The organism is Pseudomonas sp. W4I3 (genome assembly GCF_030816195.1).
Taxonomy (GTDB): domain Bacteria; phylum Pseudomonadota; class Gammaproteobacteria; order Pseudomonadales; family Pseudomonadaceae; genus Aquipseudomonas.
In genome coordinates this window covers 2,496,462-2,519,983 of the sequence record NZ_JAUSXS010000001.1, presented here as the reverse complement: position 1 = coordinate 2,519,983, position 23,522 = coordinate 2,496,462, and the positions used below count along the sequence as shown (strand labels likewise).

The following is a 23,522-nucleotide window of genomic DNA, read 5'->3' as shown; positions in this document are numbered from 1 at the left end:
TACTTTCAAAATGTGGGAGGGGGCTTGCTCCCGATGAGGCCCTGACTGGCGCTGAAAAATCAGCCCTTGAACACTTCATCCAGCAAGTTATGCATCGACTGGAAAGCCCGCGCAGCGGTCCTGGCGTCGTACATCATCTTGCCTGGCACGTTGGCATGGGGGTCGGTAAAGGAATGCACTGCGCCGCCGTAGCTGAGCAACTGCCAGTCCACACCTGCCGCGTTCATTTCATCTTCGAACGCCGGCAGTTGTTCTTTGGGTACCAGCGGGTCCGAGGCGCCATGCAGCACCAGGACTGAACCCTTGATGTTCTTCGCATCCGCAGGGTTCGGCGTGTCGAGGGTGCCATGGAACGATACGGCCGCTTTCAACGGCGCACCGGTACGGGCCAATTCCAGCGAGCAGCAACCCCCAAAGCAGAAGCCGAAGGTCGCCAGCTTCGAGGTATCGACCGCCGCCTCCGTCTGGCCTTGCAGTTGCTCGAAGGCAGCCTGCATGCGCTTGTTCAGCAAGGGACGGTCATTCTTCAACGGCATCATCGCCGCACCGGCCTCATCGCCGTTCGAAGGACGCACGGTTTGCCCATAGAGGTCGGCGATCAATACCACGTAGCCTTTACCGGCAACAGCCTTGGCGATCTCTTCGGCCCCCGCGCTCACACCCATCCAGTTCGGTGCCATCAGCAGCCCCGGCAGCGGGCCTTTGTGGCTGGCATCAAACGCCAGGCGGCTTTCATAAGACTGGCCATCAATCTGATAGACCACGGAACGTACTGTGACTTGGCTCATGATTCACTCCAGTTGAGGTGCGCTAAAACGAAAAAACCCGCCGAAGCGGGTTTTTCTACAACGGTGTTAAACCGACAGTTCAACCAACAGCTTGTTCAGTCGGCGCACATAGGCGGCCGGATCCTTCAGGCTGTCGCCAGCGGCCAGGGCCGCCTGGTCAAAGAGGATGTGCGACAAGTCGCCAAACCGCTCTTCGCTCTGCTCACCGTCGAGCTTCTCGATCAGCGGGTGAGCCGGGTTGAACTCGAAGATCGGCTTGGAATCCGGCACCTTCTGCCCGCTGGCTTCGAGGATCTGACGCATCTGCATGCCCAGGTCCTGCTCGCCAATGGCCAGGATCGCAGGCGAGTCGGTCAGTCGATGGGAAACCCGCACTTCGCTGACCGCGTCGCCCAGAGACGCCTTGATCCGCTCAACCAGACCTTCTTTGGACTTGGCGACTTCTTCAGCGGCTTTCTTGTCTTCTTCGGAATCCAGGTTGCCCAGGTCCAGGTCGCCTCGCGCCACGTCCACAAAGGACTTGCCGTCGAACTCGGTGAGGTAGCTCATCAGCCATTCATCGATACGGTCGGTCAGCAGCAGCACTTCGATGCCTTTCTTGCGGAAGACTTCCAGGTGCGGGCTGTTTTTGACCTGAGCGTAGGTTTCGCCAGTGAGGTAGTAGATCTTGTCCTGACCTTCCTTGGCGCGTGCCAGGTAGTCGGCCAGCGACACAACCTGCTCACCGTCTTCGCCTTGAGTCGAGGCAAAACGCAGCAGGCCGGCAATTTTTTCCTTGTTGGCGAAATCTTCCGCCGGACCTTCCTTGATGACCTGGCCGAAGTTTTTCCAGAAGCCTTTGTATTTCTCAGGCTCGTTCTTCGCCAGTTTTTCCAGCATGTCGAGTACGCGCTTGGTCAACGCCGACTTCATGGAGTCGATGATCGGGTCTTTTTGCAGGATTTCCCGCGACACGTTCAGCGACAGGTCGTTGGAGTCGACCACGCCCTTGATGAAGCGCAGGTACAGCGGCAGGAACGATTCGGCTTGGTCCATCACGAATACGCGCTGTACGTAAAGCTTCAGGCCTTTCGGCGCTTCGCGCTGGTACAGGTCGAACGGAGCACGGGCCGGCACGTACAGCAGCGAGCTGTATTCCAGCTTGCCTTCGACCTTGTTGTGGCTCCAGCTCAGCGGGTTCTCGTAGTCGTGACCGATGTGCTTGTAGAACTCCTGGTATTCCTCGTCCTTGATCTCGGTACGCGGACGGGTCCAAAGGGCACTGGCGCGGTTGACGGTTTCCCATTCGAGCGCCGGTGTTTCTTCACCTTCGGCAGCCGTTTGTTCCTTTGGCAGCTCAATCGGCAATGCGATGTGATCAGAGTATTTCTTGATGATGTTGCGCAGGCGCCAGCCATCGGCGAACTCGTCTTCGCCCTCTTTCAGGTGCAGCACGATACGGGTGCCACGGTCAGGCTTGTCGATGGTGGCGATTTCAAACTCGCCCTCGCCTTTCGACGCCCAATGCACGCCCTCGCTGGCGTCGAGGCCGGCACGGCGGCTGAACACTTCAACCTTGTCGGCAACGATAAAGGCCGAATAGAAGCCAACTCCGAATTGGCCGATTAGGTGAGAATCTTTTTTCTGGTCGCCCGACAAATTCTTCATGAAATCGGCGGTGCCGGATTTGGCGATGGTCCCCAGGTGGGTGATCGCATCGTCACGGCTCATGCCGATACCGTTGTCTTCGAGCGTGACGGTCTTGGCGTCTTTGTCGTAGCTCACACGGATTTTCAGTTCCGCGCCACCTTCCAGCAGCTCAGGCTTGGACAGGGCTTCGAAACGTAATTTATCGACAGCGTCAGAGGCGTTCGAGATCAATTCGCGAAGGAAAATTTCCTTGTTGGAATACAGCGAATGGATCATGAGGTGCAGCAGTTGCTTCACCTCGGTCTGGAAGCCCAGGGTTTCCTTTTGAGTTTCCACACTCATGGTCATCAAACTCCAATTGGATGGCAGTGGCCGCGCCCGAAAGGGTTAGCGGCGGGTTGTCATCAAAGTTGGGGACTCCACGCTGGATTTCAAGGGTGCGGCAATGGCTCGATCTTGAAATGTGCGCGAGCGGTGGCGATCGGCTCGGTTGGGGTGGTTTGCCAGGCAGTGATTGCCACGTTGGCGACACGCCGCCCCTGGCGGCACACCTGGCACGTGGCGTAGGTGTCGCGAAACTGGCCGACGCGCAGGTAATCCAGGGAAAAATCGATGATCTTCGGCAAGCCCGGCGCGCCCGTGGACACAAGCAAATGCAACGCTGCTGACAATTCCATGAAGCCGGCGATCACCCCGCCGTGCAGCGCCGGCAATATAGGGTTACCAATGTTGTCCTTGTTCGCTGGCAGGCGAAACAACAGTTCCTCCCCTGAGCGCGTGCATTCGACGCCAATCAGCTTTGCATAGGGAATCAGCTCTAGCAGTGCGTCGTAATTGCCGCGCTCAAGCGCTTGCTCCAGGCGAGTCTTGAATCGATGGGTCATGCCTGCTCCCCCTTGATCGCGTCGCCCAGTCCTTGCGTGCCATTGAGTCGCTTGCCCATGCGCATGAAGGTGCCTACCACATGGGCGATGGGTTGCTGCGGGTCGTCCTGATAGGCAAAGCCGCGGGTGAAAATCACGTCGCTGGTCACCCGGTAGCACTGCGCGAAGCCGTATACAGGCTTATGCGGCTCGGCGGGATGCATGTAGTCGATGCGCAAATCCAGGGTCGGGCATACCTCGAACTCAGGCAGTACGCACAGGGTGGCCATGCCGCAGGCGGTGTCCATCAACGAAGTCAGCGCTCCACCATGGATGACGCCGGTCTGGGGGTCACCAACGATATGCGGGCCGTAAGGCAAGACCAGCGTCATGCCCTCCTGCGTCGCAGCATGCACCGTAACCCCCAGTATCTGGCAGTGGCGAAGCGCCGAAACGAAGCGAGTGGCGCGGTCTAACAAGTGGGCTTGGGCCATTGTTTTTGAATTCTTATTAGTGTGGACGGGGCAGATAGGTAATAATTTTGAAAGTTCCTGGCGAAAAGCTTTATATATCTGTGGAACAAAAGGAACTAATGCTGGCCCCTTGAGTTCGAAAGGCCAGTAGATATCTTCAATAAGGAGAAACACCATGCGCAAGACATTAGCTATTTCCATGATGCTGGCCGCTGCACTCGGTCTGGCTGCCTGCGACAAGAAATCCGAAGACAAAGCACAAGACGCCGCCGCACATTCTGAGCAAGCTCAGCAAGACATGGCGAAAGCACAGGATAAAGTGAACGACGCTGCGAAAGAAAACGCCGATGCTGCCAAAGCTCAGGCTGAATCGAACGCTGCCGCCGCTAAAGAAGCTGCACCTGCCGCACCTGCAGAGCCTGCCAAGCAGTAATTGCGCGGTGTAACGCTGTAGTGCTGCAAAAGATAGCCCGCTTATAAAGCGGGCTTTTCTTTGTCTGCTGTTTTATCCAGCCATTAAGATACGCTGTCTTTTGCAGGGTCTTGGGCGTGCATATCCGTCGGGGTATACACCATCACCTGTAAAACGTCGGAGTGAAATTCACGACGATAAAGCACTAGTACCACCCCGGCGCTCATCAACATGAACAACCACGGGCTGACAAACCAGGCCAGCATGGTCATGCCGAAATAATAAGCGCGCAGGCCAAAGTTGAATTGGTTGGCCGCCATCGAAATCACTCGCGCCGCGCGCAAGGCAAATGCATTGCGCTCCTGCTCCGACACATGCCGCTCCCCGACCATCGGTGCCGAGCCCACCAGCACCGCGGCGAAATTGTACTGGCGCATGCACCAACTGAAGGTGAAGAAGGCGTAGACGAACACCAGCGCCAGGCACAGCAGCTTGATCTCCGACATGCCCTGGGAGGCCTGCTGCACCATCGGGATGTCCGCCAGCAGCGACACGGCTCGCTCGGAAGCTCCCAGCACGGTCAGGATGCCGGCAAGGATGATCAACGTGCTGGAGGCGAAGAACGAGGCGTTACGCTCCAGGTTACCGATCACGCTGGCGTCGGCGATGCGGTTATCGCGCAGCAGCATGCGACGCATCCAGTCTTCACGATAAAGGTGCAACACGCTGGCCAGGCAGGCTGTGTCGCGGGCTCTCCAAGTGGCGTAGCGGGTGTAGCCGCCCCAGCACAACACGAACCAGAGGGCGGCAAGCAAGTGGATCTGATTGGTTTCGACAAACGACATGTGGGCCCCTTGTTCACAGTTTCCATTTGAGAAATGAGTCATCTGTTCGACGCTAGCTCATACAAAAAGACACTGCATGACGCCCATAAAAAATGCCCCGTATCGATTGATACGGGGCATTTCAGTGATGCAGTAAACCGCTATTACGCGATGGCCTCGCTGCGCTTGCCCAGCATGCGATCAATCGCCACCGCCACGACCAGGACCATCACCGACGGTACCAGCCACGCCAGGCCCTGCTCGCTCAACGGCAGGTGCGTCAGTTGCGACGGCATCCAGTCCGCCAGGCCCGCGCCCTTGAGTGCGTCAATGCAGCCGAAGATAAACGAAACCAGCATGACCGGGCCGACGATACGGCCCTGCTCCTGCCAGAAGCCCTTACAGAAGCTCAGTGCCACCAACACGATGCAGGGCGGGTAGATCGCAGTGAGCACCGGAATCGAGAACGCGATCAGCTTGGTCAACCCCAGGTTGGAGACGAACAGTGAAAACAGCGCGAGGATCACCACCAGGGTCTTGTAGGACAGCGGCAGCACTCGGCTGAAGTACTCGGCACAGGCGCAGGTCAGGCCCACGGCAGTGACCAGACACGCCAGGGAGATCAGCACAGCCAGGAAACCACTGCCCAGGGAGCCGAAGGTATGTTGCACATACGCGTGCAGCACCGCGGCACCGTTACTGGCCCCTGCGGCCACGGCATGACTGCCCGAACCCAGGCGGAACAGGCTGACGTACACCAGCGCCAGGCCCACGCCGGCGATCAGTCCGGCAATGATCGCGTAACGCGTAATCAGCTTGGGCGATTCAACGCCACGGGAGCGAATCGCGTTGACGATGACGATGCCGAACACCAGCGCGCCAAGGGTATCCATGGTCAGGTAGCCATTGATAAAGCCCTGGGAGAACGGCGCAGCGACGTATTCCGGCGTGGCGACACCGACCTCACCGGCCGGCAAGGCAAACGCAGCAATGCCGAGGATAGCCAGCGCGACAATCTTCAGCGGCGCGAGGAAGCGCCCCACGGTGTCCAGCAGACGGCCCGGGTACAGGGACACGAAAAACACCACCAGAAAATACACCGAGCTGTAGAGGAACAGCGCCAGCGGGCTTTCCCCCGTCAGCGGCGCCAGGCCCACTTCGAACGATACCGTCGCGGTACGCGGCGTGGCGAACAGCGGCCCTACCGCCAGGTACGCCGCCGCCGCAAGCAGGCCGCCGGCGATCTTGCCGATCGGGCTGCTCAACGCATCCATACCGCCGCCGACCTTGGCCAGCGCGATCACGGTGACGACCGGCAGGCCGACTGCGGTAATCAGGAAACCCAGGGCCGCCATCCAGACGTGAGGCCCGGACTGCAAGCCAACGATCGGCGGGAAGATGATATTGCCGGCGCCCACGAACAGGGCAAACGTCATAAAGCCCAACGCCAGGATATCCTGGCTTTTCAACACTTTCATTTGAGGAAATACCACACTACTGAATCGGAATTTAGAGAGGGGCTTCCCTGTGGATGAGGGAAATGCTGCCGGCCCTTATGGGGACCGACCGATCTAGCGCGCCGCTTCCTTTTGGGATGCGGGCGCATAAAGAGGCGGCTAGGTTACAGAATTGGGCTGACAAACGCACTGTTGCGGGGCGGACTGTCCGATAAGCGACATCTTGGTGTCGCATTTTCATACTTAATTTGGCAATACAAATAAAATGTGGGAGGGGGCTTGCCCCCGATTGCGGTGTGTCAGTCACTTAGTTGTGAACTGAACCACCGCTATCGGGAGCAAGCCCCCTCCCACATTTGGTTAGCGCAAGTTCCAGAAAGCACAAAGGCCACCCGAAGGTGGCCTTTGTGTGGAAGAGCGTCAGTTAAGCGCGAGGCTTACTTGACAGCCCAACCAGTCAGCTCGGCCAGGGCCTTGCCGATGTCTGCCAGCGAACGCACGGTTTTAACGCCTGCGTCTTGCAGCGCAGCGAATTTCTCGTCTGCAGTGCCTTTGCCGCCAGAGATGATTGCGCCAGCATGGCCCATGCGCTTGCCCGCAGGGGCAGTCACACCAGCGATGTAGGAAACAACCGGCTTGGTCACGTGTGCCTTGATGTAGGCAGCCGCTTCTTCTTCAGCCGAACCGCCGATCTCACCGATCATCACGATCGCTTCGGTCTTCGGGTCTTCCTGGAACAGCTTCAGGATGTCGATGAAGTTGGAGCCCGGGATCGGGTCACCGCCGATGCCGACGCAAGTCGACTGACCGAAACCGGCGTCAGTGGTCTGCTTCACAGCTTCGTAGGTCAGGGTGCCGGAACGGGAAACGATACCGACCTTGCCTGGCAAGTGAATGTGACCTGGCATGATGCCGATCTTGCATTCGCCTGGAGTGATCACGCCTGGGCAGTTAGGGCCGATCAGGACTACGCCCAGCTCGTCGCACTTAACTTTAGCGTCCAGCATGTCCAGGGTAGGAATGCCTTCGGTGATGCACACGATCAGCTTGATGCCGCCGAACGCCGCTTCCAGGATCGAGTCCTTGCAGAAAGGAGCTGGAACGTAGATGACGCTGGCGGTGGCGCCAGTGGCAGCTACAGCATCTTTCACGGTGTTGAACACTGGCAGGCCCAGGTGCTCGGTGCCGCCTTTGCCTGGCGTTACGCCGCCAACCATCTTGGTGCCGTATTCGATGGCTTGCTGGGTGTGGAAACTACCTTGCGAACCGGTAATACCCTGGCAGATAACTTTGGTGTCTTTATTGATCAGGACGCTCATTATTTGCCCTCCGCAGCTTTGACAACTTGTTGAGCAGCGTCGGTCAGGCTGGTAGCCGCGATGATGTTCAAACCGCTTTCTGCCAGTACTTTAGCGCCCAGTTCAGCGTTGTTACCTTCAAGGCGAACAACAACCGGGATTTTAACGCCAACTTCTTTCACTGCACCGATGATGCCTTCGGCAATCATGTCGCAACGAACGATGCCGCCGAAGATGTTGACCAGTACTGCCGCAACATTGGAGTCGGACAGGATGATCTTGAACGCTTCGGTAACGCGTTCCTTGGTAGCGCCACCACCTACGTCGAGGAAGTTGGCTGGTTTGCCGCCATGCAGGTTGACGATGTCCATGGTACCCATGGCCAGGCCAGCACCGTTGACCATGCAACCGATGTTACCTTCCAGGGCCACGTAGTTCAGTTCGAACTTGGCAGCGTGCGCTTCGCGCGGATCGTCCTGGGACGGATCGTGGAAAGTCTTCAGCTTAGGCTGACGGTACATGGCGTTGGCGTCGATGTTGATCTTGGCGTCGAGGCAGTGCAGATCGCCGTCAGCCTTGATCACCAGCGGGTTCACTTCCAGCAGGGCCAGATCGTGATCCTGGAACAGTTTGGCCAGACCTACGAAGATCTTGGCGAACTGGGCAACCTGCTTGCCTTCCAGACCCAGCTGGAAAGCCAGCTCGCGACCCTGGAATGGCTGAGCGCCAACCAGTGGATCGATAGTGGCCTTCAGAATTTTTTCTGGGGTTTCGTGAGCGATCTTCTCGATGTCCACGCCACCTTCGGTGGAAGCCATGAACACGATGCGACGGCTCGAACGGTCAACGACAGCGCCCAGGTACAGCTCTTTAGCGATATCAGTGCACGATTCAACCAGGATCTTGGTGACTGGCTGGCCATTGGCATCAGTCTGGTAAGTCACCAGACGCTTGCCCAGCCACTGCTGTGCGAAGGCCTTGGCGTCTTCTTTGCTGCGAACCAGCTTAACGCCGCCCGCTTTACCGCGACCACCGGCGTGGACCTGGGCTTTGACAACCCACTCGCTGCCGCCGATTTTGTCGCAAGCTTCTGCTGCTGCTTCCGGGGTGTCTACTGCGTAGCCCTTGGAAACTGGCAGGCCGTATTCAGCGAACAGCTGCTTACCCTGATACTCGTGAAGATTCATGCTTTTTACCGTCTTCGTTAGGTACTGCGCATTCGGCGCTGCGCTCATTATGAGTGCCGCGCCACCTGTGACTGCTGCTCGCGCAACTTGCGGGGCTTATCGCCCGTAAAGCTGCGCAAGGCTGCGTCCAGCGGATATTCCGCGGTGAGTCTTGCGCGCAAGGCTCACGACGGGCAACTCCGCCGTGGTTTCTTATTATCTCGCTTAGCGCTTCTTGCGGTTGGCGATGTGAATGGCGCCGCCATTCACTGCCAACGCTGCTTCGTGCAACGCTTCGGACAGGGTCGGATGGGAGAAGACCATCATGCCCAGGTCTTCGGCACTGGTGCCGAATTCCATACCGATAGCGCCTTGCTGAACCAGTTCCGCAGCGCTCGGGCCAATCACGTGGACGCCCAATACGCGGTCAGTCTTGGCATCAGCGATGACTTTGACAAAACCACCCGTGTCGTTGGCTGCCATGGCACGGCCGGAAGCGGCAAACGGGAAGGTGCCGACGTTAACTTCAACGCCTTCAGCTTTCAACTGCTGTTCGTTCTTGCCGACCCATGCAATTTCCGGGTGGGTGTAGATAACCGATGGAATCAGGTCGTAGTTCATCTGGGTCTTGTGACCCTTGATGCGCTCGACAACCATGATGCCCTCTTCGGAAGCCTTGTGGGCCAGCATCATGCCACGAACCACGTCGCCGATCGCGTAAACGCCCGGTACGGTGGTGGCGCAATGATCGTCGACGTGGATGAAACCACGCTCGTCGATGCTCACGCCGCTGTCGGAGGCCAGCAGGTCAGTGGTCACTGGACGGCGACCAACGGCTACGATCAGCTTGTCGAAGGTGATCGTCTGCTCGCCTTCCTTGTCGGTGTAGGTCACGACAACTTCTTCGCCGTTGACCTTCGAGCCGGTCACGCGAGCGCCCAGCTTGATGTCCAGGCCCTGCTTGGTCAGGGTTTTCAGTGCTTCTTTGGACACCGCGCTGTCGGCGGCCAGCAGGAACGTGTCCAGGGCTTCCAAAACGGTGACTTCAGCACCCAGGCGGGACCATACCGAACCTAGTTCCAGGCCGATGACGCCAGCGCCGATAACGCCCAGACGCTTAGGTACGGCCTGGAATTCCAGGGCGCCGGTGGAGTCAACGATCACGTTCTGGTCAACTGGAGCAGGCGGAATGTCGATTGGACGCGAGCCTGGGGCCAGGATCACGTTCTCGGCTTCGATGACTTCTACCGAGCCGTCCGGCTTGGTGATTTCAACTTTCTTGCCGGCCAGCAATTTGCCATGGCCTTGCAGGGAAGTAACGCCGTTGGCCTTGAACAAGGTGGCAACGCCGGAAGTCAGGCCTTTGACGATGTTGGCTTTACGGCCGACCATCGCTGGCACGTCCATGGTCACGCCAGCATGGTTGATGCCGTGGATCGCGAAACCATCCTGGGCTTCGTGGAATTTCCAGGAGCTGTCCAGCAGCGCCTTGGAAGGAATGCAACCCACGTTCAGGCAGGTACCGCCCAGCGCCAGTTTGCCTTCCTTGTCGGTGTACTTTTCGATGCAAGCAGTCGAGAGGCCCAGCTGTGCGGCCTTGATGGCGGCCACATAGCCGCCTGGGCCTGCACCGATCACTACAACGTCAAATTTCTGTGTCATGAAAATAGATCCTCTATTCAGCGACAAGCTTCAAGCGACAAGTTGCAAGCCAAGCTGATTTTTCTTACAGCTTGCAGCTCGCAACTTGTAGCTGCTTTTATCAGATATCCAGCAGCAGACGAGCCGGATCTTCCAGCAGGTTCTTGATGGTCACCAGGAACGTCACGGCTTCTTTACCATCGATCAAGCGGTGATCGTAAGACAGTGCCAGGTACATCATTGGGCGGATCACGACCTGGCCGTTGATGGCCATCGGACGCTGGATGATGTTGTGCATGCCCAGGATCGCAGCTTGCGGCGGGTTGACGATCGGCGTCGACATCATCGAACCGAAGGTACCACCGTTGGTGATGGTGAAGGTACCGCCGGTCATCTCGTCGATGGTCAGCTTGCCGTCACGGGCTTTCTTGCCGAAGCCGGCGATGCCGCCTTCGATTTCGGCCAGGCTCATCAGCTCGGCGTTACGCAGAACCGGAACCACCAGGCCACGGTCGCTGGACACGGCAACGCCGATGTCTGCATAGCCATGGTAAACGATGTCGCCGCCGTCGATGGAAGCGTTGACTGCCGGGAAGCGCTTCAGCGCTTCGGTGGCCGCTTTCACGAAGAACGACATGAAGCCCAGGCGCACGCCGTTGTGGCTCTTCTCGAACAGGTCCTTGTACTTGGAACGCAGGGCCATGACTTCGGTCATGTCGACTTCGTTGAACGTGGTCAGCATCGCCATGTTCGACTGTGCTTCAACCAGGCGCTTGGCCACGGTGGCACGCACACGGGTCATCGGTACGCGCTTCTCGGTGCGATCGCCAGCAGCGAACACAGGCGCGGCGGCAGCTGGAGCAGCGGCCTTGGCCGGTGCGGCAGCCGGAGCGTTTTTCTTGGCTTCAACAGCAGCAACCACGTCTTCCTTGGTCACACGGCCGTCTTTGCCGGTGCCCTTGATGGAAGCCAGGTTGATACCGTTCTCTTCAGCCAGCTGACGCGCAGCCGGTGCAGCTATTGGATCTTCGCCACCCGCAGCCGGGGCTGCGGCAGGAGCGGCAGCGGCAGCTGGTGCGGCGGCAGCAGGAGCAGCAGCGCTGCCCTCTTCGATCGAGCCCAGGACCTGGTTCGACAGAACGGTAGCGCCCTCTTCTGCAACGATTGCGCCCAGCACGCCGTCGGCTTCGGCCAGCACTTCCAGCACGACCTTGTCGGTCTCGATGTCGACGATCAGGTCGTCACGCTTGACGGCCTCGCCTGGTTTCTTGTGCCAGGTGGCAACGGTGCCATCGGCAACCGATTCCGGGAATGACGGGGCTTTGATTTCGATAGCCATTATCTGTAGGTCCTTAAAATTCGGTTTCAGTCAGCGCGAAGGCGTTAAACAGTGAAAGCATCTTGCAGCAGTTTTTCCTGCTGCTCGGCGTGCATCGACGCATAACCACAAGCAGGTGCAGCAGACGCATCACGACCGGCGTACTCCAGGCCAAGGGCCCTGTTGTGATTGCCGATGCTGCGACGCAGGTGATGCTGGCTGCTGTACCACGCGCCCTGGTTCATCGGTTCTTCCTGACACCACACGACATTCGTGAGGTTGGTGTAAGGCGCGATGATCTCCATGAGGTCATCTTCCGGGAACGGGTAAAGCTGCTCGATACGCACGATGGCGATGTCTTCGCGGCCTTCGGCACGGCGTTTTTCCAGCAGATCGTAATAGACCTTGCCGCTGCACAGGATCAGGCGAGTGACCTTGGCGGCGTCCAGCGTATCGATTTCCGGAATAACGGTCTGGAACGAACCTTCGGCCAGATCTTCCAGGGTCGAAACGGCCAGTTTGTGACGCAACAGCGATTTCGGAGTCAACACAACCAGCGGCTTGCGCAGCGGACGGATCACCTGGCGACGCAGCAAGTGGTAGATCTGCGCCGGGGTAGTCGGCACGCACACCTGGATGTTGTGCTCGGCGCACAGCTGCAGGTAACGCTCCAGACGGGCCGAGGAGTGCTCAGGACCCTGGCCTTCATAACCGTGTGGCAGCAGCATGGTCAGACCGCACAGACGGCCCCACTTGTGCTCGCCGCTGGTGATGAACTGATCGATAACCACCTGGGCACCGTTGGCGAAGTCGCCGAACTGGGCTTCCCAGATCACCAGCGCGTTAGGCGTGGTGGTGGAATAGCCGTATTCGAACGCCAGTACGGCCTCTTCGGACAGGAACGAATCGTACAGATCGAAACGTGGCTGGCCTTCGTACAGGTTCTGCAACGGGATGTAGGTGCCCGCGTCTTTCTGGTTGTGCAACACAGCATGGCGGTGCGAGAACGTACCACGGCCGATGTCCTGGCCGGTCATGCGGATCGGGTGACCTTCGAACGCCAGGGTCGCGTACGCCATGGTTTCGGCGTAACCCCAGTTGATCGGCAGGCCGCCGGCTTGCATCTTCTGACGGTCTTCGTAGATCTTCGCAACCTGGCGCTGAACCACAAAGCCCTCAGGGATTTCCAGCAACTTGGCGGACAATTCCTGCAAGGTTTTCAAGTCGAAGCTGGTGTCGTGGCGCGCGGTCCAGGTGTGACCCAGGTACGGACGCCAGTCAACGAACAGCTCTTTGTTCGGCTCCTTGACCAGGCTTTTCACTACATGCAGGCCGTTGTCCAGCGCGTTGCGGTATTCATCGATCTTCGCCTGAACACGCGCATCATCCAGCACGCCGGCCTTGGTCAGGCTTTCGGCGTACAGCTCACGGGTGGTGCGCTGCTTGGTGATCTGCTGGTACATCAACGGCTGGGTGCCGCTTGGTTCGTCGGCTTCGTTGTGACCGCGACGGCGGTAGCAAACCAGGTCGATCACCACGTCACGCTTGAATTGCATGCGGTAGTCGACAGCCAGCTGGGTCACGAACAGTACGGCTTCCGGGTCATCGCCATTCACATGGAGAATCGGCGCCTGGATCATCTTGGCAACGTCGGTGGCGTACTCGGTGGAGCGCGCGTCCAGCGGGTTGCTGATGGTGAAGCCAACCTGGTTGTTGATAACGATGTGAACGGTACCGCCGGTCTTGAAGCCGCGGGTCTGCGACATCTGGAACGTTTCCAGAACCACGCCTTGACCGGCGAACGCCGCGTCGCCGTGGATGGAAATCGGCAGAACCTTCTCACCGGTGGTGTCGTTACGACGATCCTGGCGAGCACGCACCGAACCCTCGACCACTGGAGAAACGATTTCCAGGTGGGATGGGTTGAAGGCCATGGCCAGGTGAACTTCACCGCCGGTGGTCATGACGTTGGACGAGAAGCCCTGGTGATATTTAACGTCACCGGAACCCAGCTCGACCTTCTTCTTGCCTTCGAACTCGTCGAACAGCTCGCGCGGGTTCTTGCCGAAGGTGTTGACCAACACGTTCAGGCGACCACGGTGAGCCATACCGATCACGACTTCCTTGGTGCCATAGGAACCGGAACGCTGGATCAGCTCGTCAAGCATCGGAATCAGGCTTTCGCCGCCTTCCAGGCCGAAGCGCTTGGTGCCCGGGTATTTGGTGCCCAGGTATTTCTCGAGACCTTCGGCAGCGGTCACGCGCTCAAGCAGGTGGCTGCGCACGTCGGCGGACAATACCGGACGGCCACGCACGCCTTCCAGGCGATGCTGGAACCAGTGGCGTTGCTCGGAATCGGTGATGTGCGTGAATTCAGCGCCGATGGTGCGGCAATATGTCTGCTGCAACGCTTCGTGAATTTCGCGTAGGCTCGCTTCCTCTTTGCCGATGAACAGGTCGCCGGCACGGAAGGTCGTATCAAGATCGGCATTGGTCAAGCCGTAATGATTGATCGACAGGTCAGCAGGTGCAGGACGCTGCCAGAGCCCCAGCGGGTCAAGCTGGGCCGCCTGGTGGCCACGCATCCGGTAAGCCTGGATCAGTCGCAGTACTTCAACTTGCTTCTTCTCGTGCTCACTGCTCACGCTGCCGGCGGAAACCGGTTGGGCGCGGCGCTGGTTCTTTGCCAGCAGCACGAAATGATCGCGAATCGCAGCGTGCGATACATCGGTGGCAGCGTTGCCGTCTGAAGACAACGTCTGAAATTTGGTGCGCCATTCTTCTGGCACAGCGTTAGGGTCGTGCAGGTAGAGCTCATAAAGCTCTTCCACATAGGCAGCGTTACCACCTGAAAGATAGCCGCTGTTCCACATGCGCTGCATCACGCTTTCTTGCATGCTTGGTCACCCTCGATTTGGGGACACCACCGGCGAAAACACCGAGTTTGCTTGCAAAAGGCCAAGTGCAGCGACCAAAACAAGCCACTTAGGATCACGCTGATAGTTCGGGTACCAACCCGAATGCCCCTGCTTGTCTCATTTCTTCAAAATAAGAGCTGCGGCTTTGTAAGTCGCTGCTCAAGTTAAAACTACGGCGCCGGTTGAAGCCTGCGCCGCAGCATTTACGGGCACAACGGTCCTGCTTTTACTGCAACGTCAGTTACACGCCGCTCTGCAGCAGCATGTTACGAATGTGACCAATGGCCTTAGTCGGGTTCAGGCCTTTGGGACATACGTTGACGCAGTTCATGATCCCGCGGCAGCGGAATACGCTGAACGGGTCATCCAGCGAAGCCAGGCGCTCGGACGTCTTGGTGTCACGGCTGTCTGCCAGGAAGCGGTAGGCTTGCAGCAGCGCAGCTGGACCCAGGAACTTGTCCGGGTTCCACCAGAAGGACGGGCACGAAGTCGAGCAGCAAGCGCACAGGATGCACTCGTACAGACCGTCGAGTTTTTCACGCTCTTCCGGGGACTGCAGACGCTCGATGGCCGGAGCCGGCGTGTCGTTCTGCAGGAACGGCTTAACTTTCTCGTATTGCTTGTAGAAGATGCTCATATCGACAACCAGGTCACGGATAACCGGCAAACCTGGCAGTGGACGAACGATCAGCTTGTTGCCTTTAACCACGGCGGACAGCGGCGTGATGCACGCCAGGCCGTTTTTGCCGTTGATGTTCATGCCGTCGGAACCGCACACACCTTCACGGCAAGAGCGACGATAGGAGAAACCCTCGTCCTGCTCTTTGATCAGTGCCAGTACATCCAGCACCATCAGGTCTTTACCACCGGTATCGACCTGGAACTCCTGCATGAACGGCGCAGCGTCCTGATCAGGGTTGTAGCGATAAACACTGACTTTCAACATGGCAGCCACCCTTAGTAAGTCCGAATCTTCGGTTCAAACGTCGGCACCGTCTTCGGCGAGAAGTTCACGGCACGCTTGGTCACGCGCTTGTCACCCGGGAAGTACAGGGTGTGGCACAACCAGTTCTCGTCGTCGCGGTCTTCAAAGTCTTCACGAGCGTGAGCACCACGGGATTCTTTACGAACCTCGGCGGCGATCGCAGTCGCTTCAGCCACTTCCAGCAGGTTTTGCAGCTCAAGGGCTTCGATACGAGCGGTGTTGAACGCCTGGCTCTTATCGTTGATCTTGACGTTGGCGATACGCTTGCGCAGGTCGGCCAACTGGGCGATGCCCTTCTGCATGTATTCGCCGGTACGGAACACACCGAAGTAGTTCTGCATGCAGCTTTGCAGCTCGCGACGCAAGGTTGCCACGTCTTCGCCATCCGTGCGCTCGTTCAGAGCGTTCAGACGCGCCAGGGCGGCTTCGATGTTGGCGTCGGTGGCGTCATCGTATTCGATGCCGTCGGTCAGGGCTTTTTCCAGGTGCAGGCCGGCGGCGCGGCCGAATACCACCAGGTCGAGCAGCGAGTTGCCGCCCAGGCGGTTGGCGCCGTGAACCGATACGCAGGCGACTTCGCCTACCGCGAACAGACCATGAATGATCTCGTCCACGCCTTCGGCATTCTGGGTGATCGCCTGGCCATGAATGTTGGTCGGCACGCCGCCCATCATATAGTGGCAAGTTGGAACCACTGGAACGGGCGCAACCACCGGGTCAACGTGAGCGAAGGTCTTGGACAGCTCGCAGATACCTGGCAGACGGCTGTGCAGCACTTCTTCGCCCAGGTGATCGAGCTTGAGCAGTACGTGGTCGCCGTTCGGGCCACAGCCGTTGCCGGCGATGATCTCTTTAACCATCGAACGAGCCACAACGTCACGACCAGCAAGGTCTTTGGCGTTCGGAGCATAACGCTCCATGAAACGCTCGCCGTGCTTGTTGATCAGGTAGCCACCTTCACCGCGGCAACCTTCGGTGACCAGTACACCGGCGCCGGCGATGCCGGTCGGGTGGAACTGCCACATTTCGATGTCTTGTACCGGCACGCCTGCACGCAGTGCCATGCCGACGCCGTCACCGGTGTTGATCAGGGCGTTGGTGGTCGAGGCGTAGATACGACCTGCACCGCCGGTTGCCAGCACGGTAGCCTTGGCGCGGATGTAGGTGGTTTCACCGGTTTCGATGCAGATGGCGATCACACCGACGAACGCGCCGTCGGCATTCTTCACCAGATCCACTGCGTAGTACTCGTTCAGGAACGTGGTACCGGCTTTCAGGTTGCCCTGATAAAGGGTGTGCAGCAGTGCGTGACCGGTACGGTCGGACGCAGCGCAGGTACGGGCAGCCTGGCCACCTTTACCGTAATCCTTCGACTGGCCGCCGAATGGACGCTGGTAGATACGGCCTTGCTCGGTACGGGAGAACGGCAGACCCATGTGGTCCAGCTCGAACACCGCGGCCGGGCCTTCCTGACACATGTATTCGATAGCATCCTGGTCGCCGATGTAGTCGGAACCCTTGACGGTATCGTACATGTGCCAGCGCCAGTCATCGTTCGGGTCGGCGGAAGCGATCGCGCAGGTAATGCCACCCTGGGCCGATACGGTGTGCGAACGCGTCGGGAACACCTTGGTGATCACGGCGGTCTTGTGGCCACCCTGGGCCAGCTGCAGCGCAGCGCGCATGCCGGCACCGCCGCCACCAATAATGATGGCGTCGAATGAAATAGTAGGAATGTTAGCCATGAATCAGATACCCCAAAGAATCTGCACACCCCAGACGAAGTAAGCGAACATCGCGATGCCGCATACTGCCTGGAAGAGGAAACGTACTGCGGTCGCGGACTTGCCCAGCGCCATTGGCGTCAGGTAGTCGGTCGCGATGGTCCACATGCCGACCCAGGCGTGAGCGCCCAGGGCCACAAGGGCCAGCAGACTGAAGATTCGCATCGCATTGTGGGCGAACAGGCCGTGCCATTGCTCATAGCCGATGCCCGGGTTTGCGACGAGGTATCCGATCAGAAAAATGAAATAAGCCGCGAGAACGACCGCAGACACACGCTGTGCCATCCAGTCATAGAGGCCCGAACGCGACAGATTCGTTACGCTGGTTACCATATCCAAACTCCTGCCAGAACGATCAGCACCACGGAAATGGCGATGATGATTTTCGAGCCCAGGCGGCCGCCTTCCAGCGTCTCACCGATACCCGCATCCATGATCAAGTGGCGCACACCGGCTACCAGGTGATACAGCAGAGCGGACAGGAGGCCCCATGCTACGAACTTGGCCAGCGGACTGGTCAAGGTTGCCTTCACCTCGGCGTAACCTTCCGCGGAACCCAGGGATTTGCTCAATGCATAAAGCATGATGCCCAGGCCCAGGAACAGGATGATGCCGGAAACACGGTGCAGGAACGACGTAACGCCGGTGATGGGGAGTTTGATGGTCCTTAGGTCTAGGTTTACAGGTCGTTGGCTATTCACGGCTTTTTTTCACACTGAAGAGCCCCTAACAATCAGGGCAAAGTTGTTGGGGAGTGCGACTGGTCAGGTAAGCACCACCCAGGGAGTGCGACCCCCAATGAAAGCAAGCCCAAAAGCCCTTGGCGGTCGGTGGCCGAGTATAGACAGTTAGGTTACTAATGACAACGCGCACACCTCACCCTAATAGCGGATTGCGCTGACGGGATAAAAGGCGTAAATGGCAGTCAATTTCGACGAAAAAGTACGGTTAAAGCCTTCTGGAGCAAGACTTTAGGCAAATTGACATCTGAATTTATCTCACTATAGTGGTGCGGGCCCTGCGTGGGGGGTCTGTCTGATGATTTGAAGCATAAATAGGAGGCCACATGGCTGACAAAAAAGCGCAGTTGATCATCGAGGGCGCAGCCCCCGTCGAGCTGCCCATTTTAACCGGCACCGTTGGTCCCGATGTTATCGACGTACGGGGCCTGACGGCCACGGGCCGTTTCACATTCGACCCAGGCTTCATGTCGACCGCCTCTTGCGAGTCGAAGATCACCTATATCGATGGCGATAATGGCATTCTGCTTCACCGCGGCTACCCGATCGAGCAACTGGCCGAGCAGTCGGACTACCTGGAAACCTGCTACCTGCTGCTAAATGGCGAATTGCCAACAGCCGAGCAGAAAGCCCAGTTCGTCAGCACCGTGAAGAACCACACCATGGTTCACGAGCAGTTGAAGACCTTCTTCAACGGCTTCCGTCGCGACGCCCACCCGATGGCCGTCATGTGCGGCGTGGTCGGCGCCCTGTCGGCCTTCTATCACGACTCACTGGACATCAATAACCCGCAGCATCGCGAAATTTCAGCGATCCGCCTGGTTGCCAAGATGCCGACCCTGGCCGCAATGGTTTACAAGTACTCCATGGGTCAACCCATGATGTACCCGCGCAACGACCTGACGTACGCGGAAAACTTCCTGCACATGATGTTCAACACGCCGTGCGAGATCAAACCGATCAGCCCGACGCTTGCCAAGGCCATGGACCGGATCTTCATCCTCCACGCCGACCACGAACAGAACGCCTCCACCTCTACCGTGCGTCTGGCGGGCTCTTCGGGTGCCAACCCGTTCGCCTGTATTGCCGCCGGTATCGCCGCGCTCTGGGGCCCTGCCCACGGCGGTGCGAACGAAGCCGTGTTGACCATGCTCGATGAAATCGGCGATGTGTCGAACATCGACAAGTTCATCGCCAAGGCCAAGGACAAGAACGATCCGTTCAAGTTGATGGGCTTCGGTCATCGGGTCTACAAGAACCGCGACCCGCGCGCTACCGTGATGAAGCAGACCTGCGACGAAGTGTTGAAGGAACTGGGCATCAAGAACGATCCGCAACTCGAACTGGCCATGCGCCTGGAAGAGATCGCCCTGACCGACCCGTACTTCATCGAACGCTCGCTGTACCCGAACGTCGACTTCTACTCGGGGATCATCCTCAAGGCGATCGGCATACCAACCAGCATGTTCACCGTGATCTTCGCCCTGGCGCGGACCGTGGGCTGGATCTCCCACTGGAAGGAAATGCTCTCCAGCCCGTACAAGATTGGCCGCCCGCGCCAGCTGTACACCGGCTACGAGTCGCGTGACATTACCAAGCTGGAAGATCGCAAGTAAGCATTGCCCAGCTGGATTGAAAACGGCCTCCCTTAGTGGAGGCCGTTTTTGTTTGTGCCGCCTGAGGTATCGCTATCGGAGGCAAGCCCCCTCCCACACTGGATTGGGTTCACACATCTGAACGTGTGAATACAGTCAAATGTGGGAGGGGGCTTGCCCCCGATGAGGCCGGAGCAGGCACCACAAATCTGCAGACAAAAAAATACCCCGGCCTTTCGACCGGGGCATTCTTATCCAGCTACAACCTTAGTGATTAACCGCCCCACTCGCCCCCAGGCCAGTCTGCGAACGCACAAACTGCGGGAAGTACAGCGCACGCTCTTTCTCTGCCGCCGCCGACTTGTCGGTGATGGAGAAGAACCAGATACCCACGAATGCGATGATCATCGAGAACAGCGCCGGGTATTCGTACGGGAAGATCGCTTTCTCATGGTGCAGGATCGATACCCAGATGGTCGGGCCGAGAACCATCAGGCCTACGGCACTGATCAAGCCCAGCCAGCCGCCAATCATGGCGCCACGGGTGGTGAGGTTTTTCCAGTACATGGAAAGCAGCAGCACCGGGAAGTTACAGCTGGCGGCAATCGAGAAGGCCAAGCCAACCATGAACGCGATGTTCTGGCTTTCGAACAGGATACCCAGGCCGATTGCCAACACACCCAAGGCCACCGTGGTGATCTTCGACACGCGAATCTCATCTTTTTCGTTGGCCTTGCCCTTCTTGATCACGCTGGCGTACAGGTCATGGGACACCGCCGACGCACCGGCCAGGGTCAAGCCGGCAACCACCGCGAGGATGGTGGCGAAGGCCACGGCCGAAATGAAGCCCAGGAAGATACTGCCGCCCACCGCGTTGGCCAGGTGCACCGCCGCCATGTTGTTGCCGCCGAGCAAGGCGCCTGCTGCATCCTTGAACGCCGGATTGGTGCTGACCAGCAGGATCGCGCCAAAGCCGATGATGAACGTCAGGATATAGAAGTAGCCGATAAAGCCGGTGGCGTACAGCACGCTCTTGCGCGCTTCCTTGGCGTCGCTCACGGTGAAGAAGCGCATCAGGATGTGCGGCAGGCCGGCAGTACCGAACATCAGCGCCAGGCCCAGGGAGAATGCCGAGATCGGGTCTTTCACCAGGCCGCCCGGGCTCATGATCGCTTCACCTTTAGGGTGAACCTTGATCGCCTCGGAAAACAGCGTGTTGAAGTCGAAGTTGACGTGTTTCATGACCATCAGCGCCATGAACGAGGCACCGGACAGCAGCAGCACTGCCTTGATGATCTGCACCCAGGTGGTCGCCAGCATGCCGCCGAACAGCACGTACATGCACATCAGGATGCCCACCAGGATCACCGCAACATGGTAATCGAGGCCGAACAGCAGCTGGATCAGCTTGCCCGCGCCCACCATCTGCGCGATCAGGTAGAACGCCACCACCACCAGCGAGCCGCAGGCCGACAGGCTGCGGATCTGGGTTTGCCCGAGGCGGTAGGACGCCACGTCGGCAAAGGTGTACTTGCCCAGGTTACGCAGGCGCTCGGCGATCAGGAACAGAATGATCGGCCAGCCCACCAGGAAGCCGATCGAGTAGATCAGGCCGTCGTAACCGGAAGTGAACACCAGCGCGGAAATCCCCAGGAAGGACGCCGCCGACATGTAGTCACCGGCAATCGCCAGGCCATTCTGGAACCCGGTGATCTTACCGCCAGCCGCATAATAGTCGGCTGCCGATTTGTTGCGCTTGGACGCCCAGTAAGTGATGCACAGGGTGGCGCCAACGAACGCGACAAACATCACGATGGCCGAAACGTTCAGTGGTTGCTTGTGCACTTCGCCGGTCAACGCGTCGGCCGCCCAAAGGGCCGGAGCGAACAGCGAGGCGCCGAATAGAGCCAATAGACGCCGGATCATTGCGCAGCCTCCTTGAGAATCGCATTGTTCAGGTCGTCAAATTCGCTATTGGCGCGGCGCACGTAGATAGCGGTCAGGATGAAAGCGGACACAATCAGCCCGACGCCCAGGGGAATGCCCCAGGTAATCGAAGAACCAGGGCTGAGCTTGGCCCCCAGCACTTGTGGCCCGTAGGCGATCAACAGGATGAAAGCGGAGTAAAGCCCTAACATGATCGCCGAGAGAATCCAGGCGAACCTTTCCCTTTTTCTTACCAGCTCCTTGAAGCGCGGGCTGTTTTGAATCGAGAGGTAAATGCTGTCGTTCATTGTTTTTATCCTCGCAGCACAGCTTTTTTATTATTGGAACGTATCCACTGTATGCGGCTGTGGAAAGGGTTCCAGACGACCTTAGTAGTAGATCGAGTGTAGCGAGGGATTGCTGGAGCACAGAAAAATGTGAGGCGGTGCAAAACTAATGTGGGAGGGGGCTTGCTCCCGATGGCGGTGTGTCAGTTGAAAACTGGCTGGCTGACACGCCGCTATCGGGAGCAAGCCCCCTCCCACAAGGGATTGCATCAAGGTGCAGGGTTATTTAGCGGTCCATTCCGCTACACGCTCAGGGTGCTTGGCGACCCAGTCCTTGGCCGCCGCATCAGGCTTGGCGCCCTCTTGGATAGCGAGCATGACTTCACCGATTTCATCCTTGGAGGCCCACTGGAATTTCTTCAGGAAGGCCGCGACTTCCGGCGCTTTCTTCTCCAGGCCCTTGCTGCCGATGCTGTTGACGGTTTCAGCAGCACCATAAATCCCTTTTGGGTCGTCCAGGAAACGCAGTTTCCACTTGGCGAACATCCAGTGCGGCACCCAACCGGTGACGGCGATGGATTCCTGCTTGTCTTCGGCACGGGTCAGTTCGGCGATCATCGCGGCACCCGAGCTGGCTTGCAGCTTGTAGTCCAGGCCGTATTGCTTGATGGCTTCGTCGGTCTTGAGCATCACGCCTGAACCGGCGTCGATGCCGACGATCTTGTTTTTGAAGGTGGTGTCGGTCTTGAGGTCTTCAATGGACTTGGCCTTGACGTACTCCGGCACGATCAAGCCAATTTTCGCGTCTTTGAAGTTAGGGCCGTAGTCGACCACCTTGTCCTTGTTCTTGGTCCAGTATTCGCCGTGGGTTACCGGCAGCCAGGCGGACAGCATGGCGTCGAGCTTGCCGGTGGCGACGCCCTGCCACATGATCCCGGTGGCGACCGCTTGCAGTTTCACGTCATAGCCGAGCTTTTGCTTGATCACTTCTGCCGCCACATGGGTGGTGGCAACGCTGTCCGACCAGCCATCGACGTAGCCGATGCTCAGGGTTTTGCTGTCGGCACTGGCCAGTGTGGAGCCCATCGCAACTACCAGAGTGGCAGCTGCGCCCAAGAGTCGTCGCATCTTCATAATACTTCCCCGAAAGTGCTGCGCCCGACGGATGCCGAGCGACGTCAACCTGTTGTTATACGGTGCACCGCGCCCCCTTCACGCGCATCGATCCGGTTGCTGAGGCATCAGTGGAGTGCTGACCGTTTTATCATCAACCTGCGTAGGCCTTTACCCTGCTCTGCCAGCGACCTTGGTTGAGCAAGAAACGACATCACAACGCCAGCAGGCCATTTTGTAGGACATGCCGACAAAATCCCGCCCGAACTTTGCATGTCAAAATCATGCAGCCCCACTGGAACGCG

20 protein-coding genes are annotated in these 23,522 nt (G+C 58.4%); 2 read left to right on the top strand and 18 right to left on the bottom strand.

Translation table 11 applies throughout. The features are described 5' to 3' along the window. Positions 1 to 59 precede the first annotated feature (59 nt). The 4 genes from QF045_RS11645 to QF045_RS11630 form a co-directional block, all read right to left on the bottom strand. Positions 60 to 788, bottom strand: coding sequence for a dienelactone hydrolase family protein (locus QF045_RS11645; protein ID WP_306492309.1), 729 nt, complete (start codon positions 786 to 788; stop codon positions 60 to 62). 66 nt (positions 789 to 854) lie between these two features. Further along, complete coding sequence (gene htpG, locus QF045_RS11640) at positions 855 to 2,759, bottom strand: molecular chaperone HtpG (RefSeq protein WP_306492308.1); 1,905 nt, start codon at positions 2,757 to 2,759, stop codon at positions 855 to 857. A gap of 89 nt (positions 2,760 to 2,848) precedes the next feature. Then, positions 2,849 to 3,301 carry a PaaI family thioesterase gene (locus QF045_RS11635; RefSeq protein WP_306492307.1) on the bottom strand — a complete coding sequence of 151 codons (453 nt, stop codon included), beginning with the start codon at positions 3,299 to 3,301 and terminating at the stop codon, positions 2,849 to 2,851. Beyond that, positions 3,298 to 3,774 (bottom strand): PaaI family thioesterase, encoded by a 477-nt coding sequence (locus QF045_RS11630; RefSeq protein WP_306492306.1) that lies wholly within the window; start codon positions 3,772 to 3,774, stop codon positions 3,298 to 3,300. Before QF045_RS11630 ends, QF045_RS11635 begins: the two co-directional genes overlap by 4 nt. Positions 3,775 to 3,928: 154 nt before the next feature. On the opposite strand from QF045_RS11630, the gene QF045_RS11625 reads away from it, so the two are divergent. Then, positions 3,929 to 4,186, top strand: coding sequence for a hypothetical protein (locus QF045_RS11625; RefSeq protein WP_057722672.1), 258 nt, complete (start codon positions 3,929 to 3,931; stop codon positions 4,184 to 4,186). Between the two features lie 83 nt (positions 4,187 to 4,269). On the opposite strand, the gene QF045_RS11620 is transcribed toward QF045_RS11625, so the two are convergent. The 11 genes from QF045_RS11620 to sdhC form a co-directional block, all read right to left on the bottom strand. Further along, on the bottom strand, positions 4,270 to 5,010 hold the full coding sequence (locus QF045_RS11620) for a DUF599 domain-containing protein (protein WP_306492305.1): 741 nt from the start codon (positions 5,008 to 5,010) through the stop codon (positions 4,270 to 4,272). Positions 5,011 to 5,153: 143 nt separating this feature from the next. After that, entirely contained in the window at positions 5,154 to 6,467 is a 1,314-nt protein-coding gene (brnQ, locus tag QF045_RS11615; RefSeq protein WP_306492304.1) for a branched-chain amino acid transport system II carrier protein, read from the bottom strand. A gap of 416 nt (positions 6,468 to 6,883) precedes the next feature. Continuing rightward, positions 6,884 to 7,765, bottom strand: coding sequence for a succinate--CoA ligase subunit alpha (gene sucD, locus QF045_RS11610; RefSeq protein WP_003172813.1), 882 nt, complete (start codon positions 7,763 to 7,765; stop codon positions 6,884 to 6,886). Beyond that, the gene (sucC, locus tag QF045_RS11605; protein ID WP_003190011.1) at positions 7,765 to 8,931 is read right to left on the bottom strand and encodes an ADP-forming succinate--CoA ligase subunit beta; all 1,167 of its coding nucleotides are present in this window, start codon (positions 8,929 to 8,931) and stop codon (positions 7,765 to 7,767) included. Before sucC ends, sucD begins: the two co-directional genes overlap by 1 nt. 204 nt (positions 8,932 to 9,135) lie before the next feature. Further along, the gene (lpdA, locus tag QF045_RS11600; RefSeq protein WP_306492303.1) at positions 9,136 to 10,572 is read right to left on the bottom strand and encodes a dihydrolipoyl dehydrogenase; all 1,437 of its coding nucleotides are present in this window, start codon (positions 10,570 to 10,572) and stop codon (positions 9,136 to 9,138) included. A 100-nt stretch (positions 10,573 to 10,672) separates the two neighbouring features. Further along, a complete protein-coding gene (gene odhB, locus QF045_RS11595) occupies positions 10,673 to 11,890 on the bottom strand; it encodes a 2-oxoglutarate dehydrogenase complex dihydrolipoyllysine-residue succinyltransferase (RefSeq protein WP_306492302.1) in 1,218 nt (405 codons plus the stop codon). Between the two features lie 44 nt (positions 11,891 to 11,934). After that, positions 11,935 to 14,766, bottom strand: coding sequence for a 2-oxoglutarate dehydrogenase E1 component (locus QF045_RS11590; protein WP_306492301.1), 2,832 nt, complete (start codon positions 14,764 to 14,766; stop codon positions 11,935 to 11,937). 262 nt (positions 14,767 to 15,028) lie between these two features. Continuing rightward, positions 15,029 to 15,733 (bottom strand): succinate dehydrogenase iron-sulfur subunit, encoded by a 705-nt coding sequence (locus QF045_RS11585; RefSeq protein WP_003172807.1) that lies wholly within the window; start codon positions 15,731 to 15,733, stop codon positions 15,029 to 15,031. Between the two features lie 11 nt (positions 15,734 to 15,744). Continuing rightward, entirely contained in the window at positions 15,745 to 17,517 is a 1,773-nt protein-coding gene (sdhA, locus tag QF045_RS11580; RefSeq protein ID WP_027607057.1) for a succinate dehydrogenase flavoprotein subunit, read from the bottom strand. A 3-nt stretch (positions 17,518 to 17,520) separates the two neighbouring features. Then, positions 17,521 to 17,889 carry a succinate dehydrogenase, hydrophobic membrane anchor protein gene (sdhD, locus tag QF045_RS11575; protein WP_003233245.1) on the bottom strand — a complete coding sequence of 123 codons (369 nt, stop codon included), beginning with the start codon at positions 17,887 to 17,889 and terminating at the stop codon, positions 17,521 to 17,523. Further along, complete coding sequence (sdhC, locus tag QF045_RS11570) at positions 17,883 to 18,257, bottom strand: succinate dehydrogenase, cytochrome b556 subunit (RefSeq protein WP_124361976.1); 375 nt, start codon at positions 18,255 to 18,257, stop codon at positions 17,883 to 17,885. Before sdhC ends, sdhD begins: the two co-directional genes overlap by 7 nt. 365 nt (positions 18,258 to 18,622) lie before the next feature. On the opposite strand from sdhC, the gene gltA reads away from it, so the two are divergent. Continuing rightward, on the top strand, positions 18,623 to 19,912 hold the full coding sequence (gene gltA / locus QF045_RS11565; RefSeq protein ID WP_078047629.1) for a citrate synthase: 1,290 nt from the start codon (positions 18,623 to 18,625) through the stop codon (positions 19,910 to 19,912). Between the two features lie 246 nt (positions 19,913 to 20,158). On the opposite strand, the gene QF045_RS11560 is transcribed toward gltA, so the two are convergent. The 3 genes from QF045_RS11560 to QF045_RS11550 all read right to left on the bottom strand — a co-directional run bounded on the left by QF045_RS11560 (position 20,159) and on the right by QF045_RS11550 (position 23,238). Further along, positions 20,159 to 21,817 (bottom strand): cation acetate symporter, encoded by a 1,659-nt coding sequence (locus QF045_RS11560; RefSeq protein WP_306492300.1) that lies wholly within the window; start codon positions 21,815 to 21,817, stop codon positions 20,159 to 20,161. Beyond that, positions 21,814 to 22,125 carry a DUF485 domain-containing protein gene (locus tag QF045_RS11555; protein ID WP_306492299.1) on the bottom strand — a complete coding sequence of 104 codons (312 nt, stop codon included), beginning with the start codon at positions 22,123 to 22,125 and terminating at the stop codon, positions 21,814 to 21,816. The genes QF045_RS11560 and QF045_RS11555 overlap by 4 nt, the downstream gene beginning before the upstream one ends. Positions 22,126 to 22,386: 261 nt before the next feature. Next, positions 22,387 to 23,238, bottom strand: a complete 852-nt coding sequence (locus QF045_RS11550) for a glycine betaine ABC transporter substrate-binding protein (RefSeq protein ID WP_003233255.1) — start codon at positions 23,236 to 23,238, stop codon at positions 22,387 to 22,389. Between the last annotated feature and the right edge of the window lie 284 nt (positions 23,239 to 23,522).

What these genes read in the sequence shown, in the direction of transcription:
- QF045_RS11645 (WP_306492309.1), bottom strand. Translation starts at nt 788, where the DNA reads ATGAGCCAAGTCACAGTACGTTCCGTGGTCTATCAGATTGATGGCCAG.
- htpG (WP_306492308.1), bottom strand. Translation starts at nt 2,759, where the DNA reads ATGAGTGTGGAAACTCAAAAGGAAACCCTGGGCTTCCAGACCGAGGTG.
- QF045_RS11635 (WP_306492307.1), bottom strand. Translation starts at nt 3,301, where the DNA reads ATGACCCATCGATTCAAGACTCGCCTGGAGCAAGCGCTTGAGCGCGGC.
- QF045_RS11630 (WP_306492306.1), bottom strand. Translation starts at nt 3,774, where the DNA reads ATGGCCCAAGCCCACTTGTTAGACCGCGCCACTCGCTTCGTTTCGGCG.
- QF045_RS11625 (WP_057722672.1), top strand. Translation starts at nt 3,929, where the DNA reads ATGCGCAAGACATTAGCTATTTCCATGATGCTGGCCGCTGCACTCGGT.
- QF045_RS11620 (WP_306492305.1), bottom strand. Translation starts at nt 5,010, where the DNA reads ATGTCGTTTGTCGAAACCAATCAGATCCACTTGCTTGCCGCCCTCTGG.
- brnQ (WP_306492304.1), bottom strand. Translation starts at nt 6,467, where the DNA reads ATGAAAGTGTTGAAAAGCCAGGATATCCTGGCGTTGGGCTTTATGACG.
- sucD (WP_003172813.1), bottom strand. Translation starts at nt 7,765, where the DNA reads ATGAGCGTCCTGATCAATAAAGACACCAAAGTTATCTGCCAGGGTATT.
- sucC (WP_003190011.1), bottom strand. Translation starts at nt 8,931, where the DNA reads ATGAATCTTCACGAGTATCAGGGTAAGCAGCTGTTCGCTGAATACGGC.
- lpdA (WP_306492303.1), bottom strand. Translation starts at nt 10,572, where the DNA reads ATGACACAGAAATTTGACGTTGTAGTGATCGGTGCAGGCCCAGGCGGC.
- odhB (WP_306492302.1), bottom strand. Translation starts at nt 11,890, where the DNA reads ATGGCTATCGAAATCAAAGCCCCGTCATTCCCGGAATCGGTTGCCGAT.
- QF045_RS11590 (WP_306492301.1), bottom strand. Translation starts at nt 14,766, where the DNA reads ATGCAAGAAAGCGTGATGCAGCGCATGTGGAACAGCGGCTATCTTTCA.
- QF045_RS11585 (WP_003172807.1), bottom strand. Translation starts at nt 15,733, where the DNA reads ATGTTGAAAGTCAGTGTTTATCGCTACAACCCTGATCAGGACGCTGCG.
- sdhA (WP_027607057.1), bottom strand. Translation starts at nt 17,517, where the DNA reads ATGGCTAACATTCCTACTATTTCATTCGACGCCATCATTATTGGTGGC.
- sdhD (WP_003233245.1), bottom strand. Translation starts at nt 17,889, where the DNA reads ATGGTAACCAGCGTAACGAATCTGTCGCGTTCGGGCCTCTATGACTGG.
- gltA (WP_078047629.1), top strand. Translation starts at nt 18,623, where the DNA reads ATGGCTGACAAAAAAGCGCAGTTGATCATCGAGGGCGCAGCCCCCGTC.
- QF045_RS11560 (WP_306492300.1), bottom strand. Translation starts at nt 21,817, where the DNA reads ATGATCCGGCGTCTATTGGCTCTATTCGGCGCCTCGCTGTTCGCTCCG.
- QF045_RS11555 (WP_306492299.1), bottom strand. Translation starts at nt 22,125, where the DNA reads ATGAACGACAGCATTTACCTCTCGATTCAAAACAGCCCGCGCTTCAAG.
- QF045_RS11550 (WP_003233255.1), bottom strand. Translation starts at nt 23,238, where the DNA reads ATGAAGATGCGACGACTCTTGGGCGCAGCTGCCACTCTGGTAGTTGCG.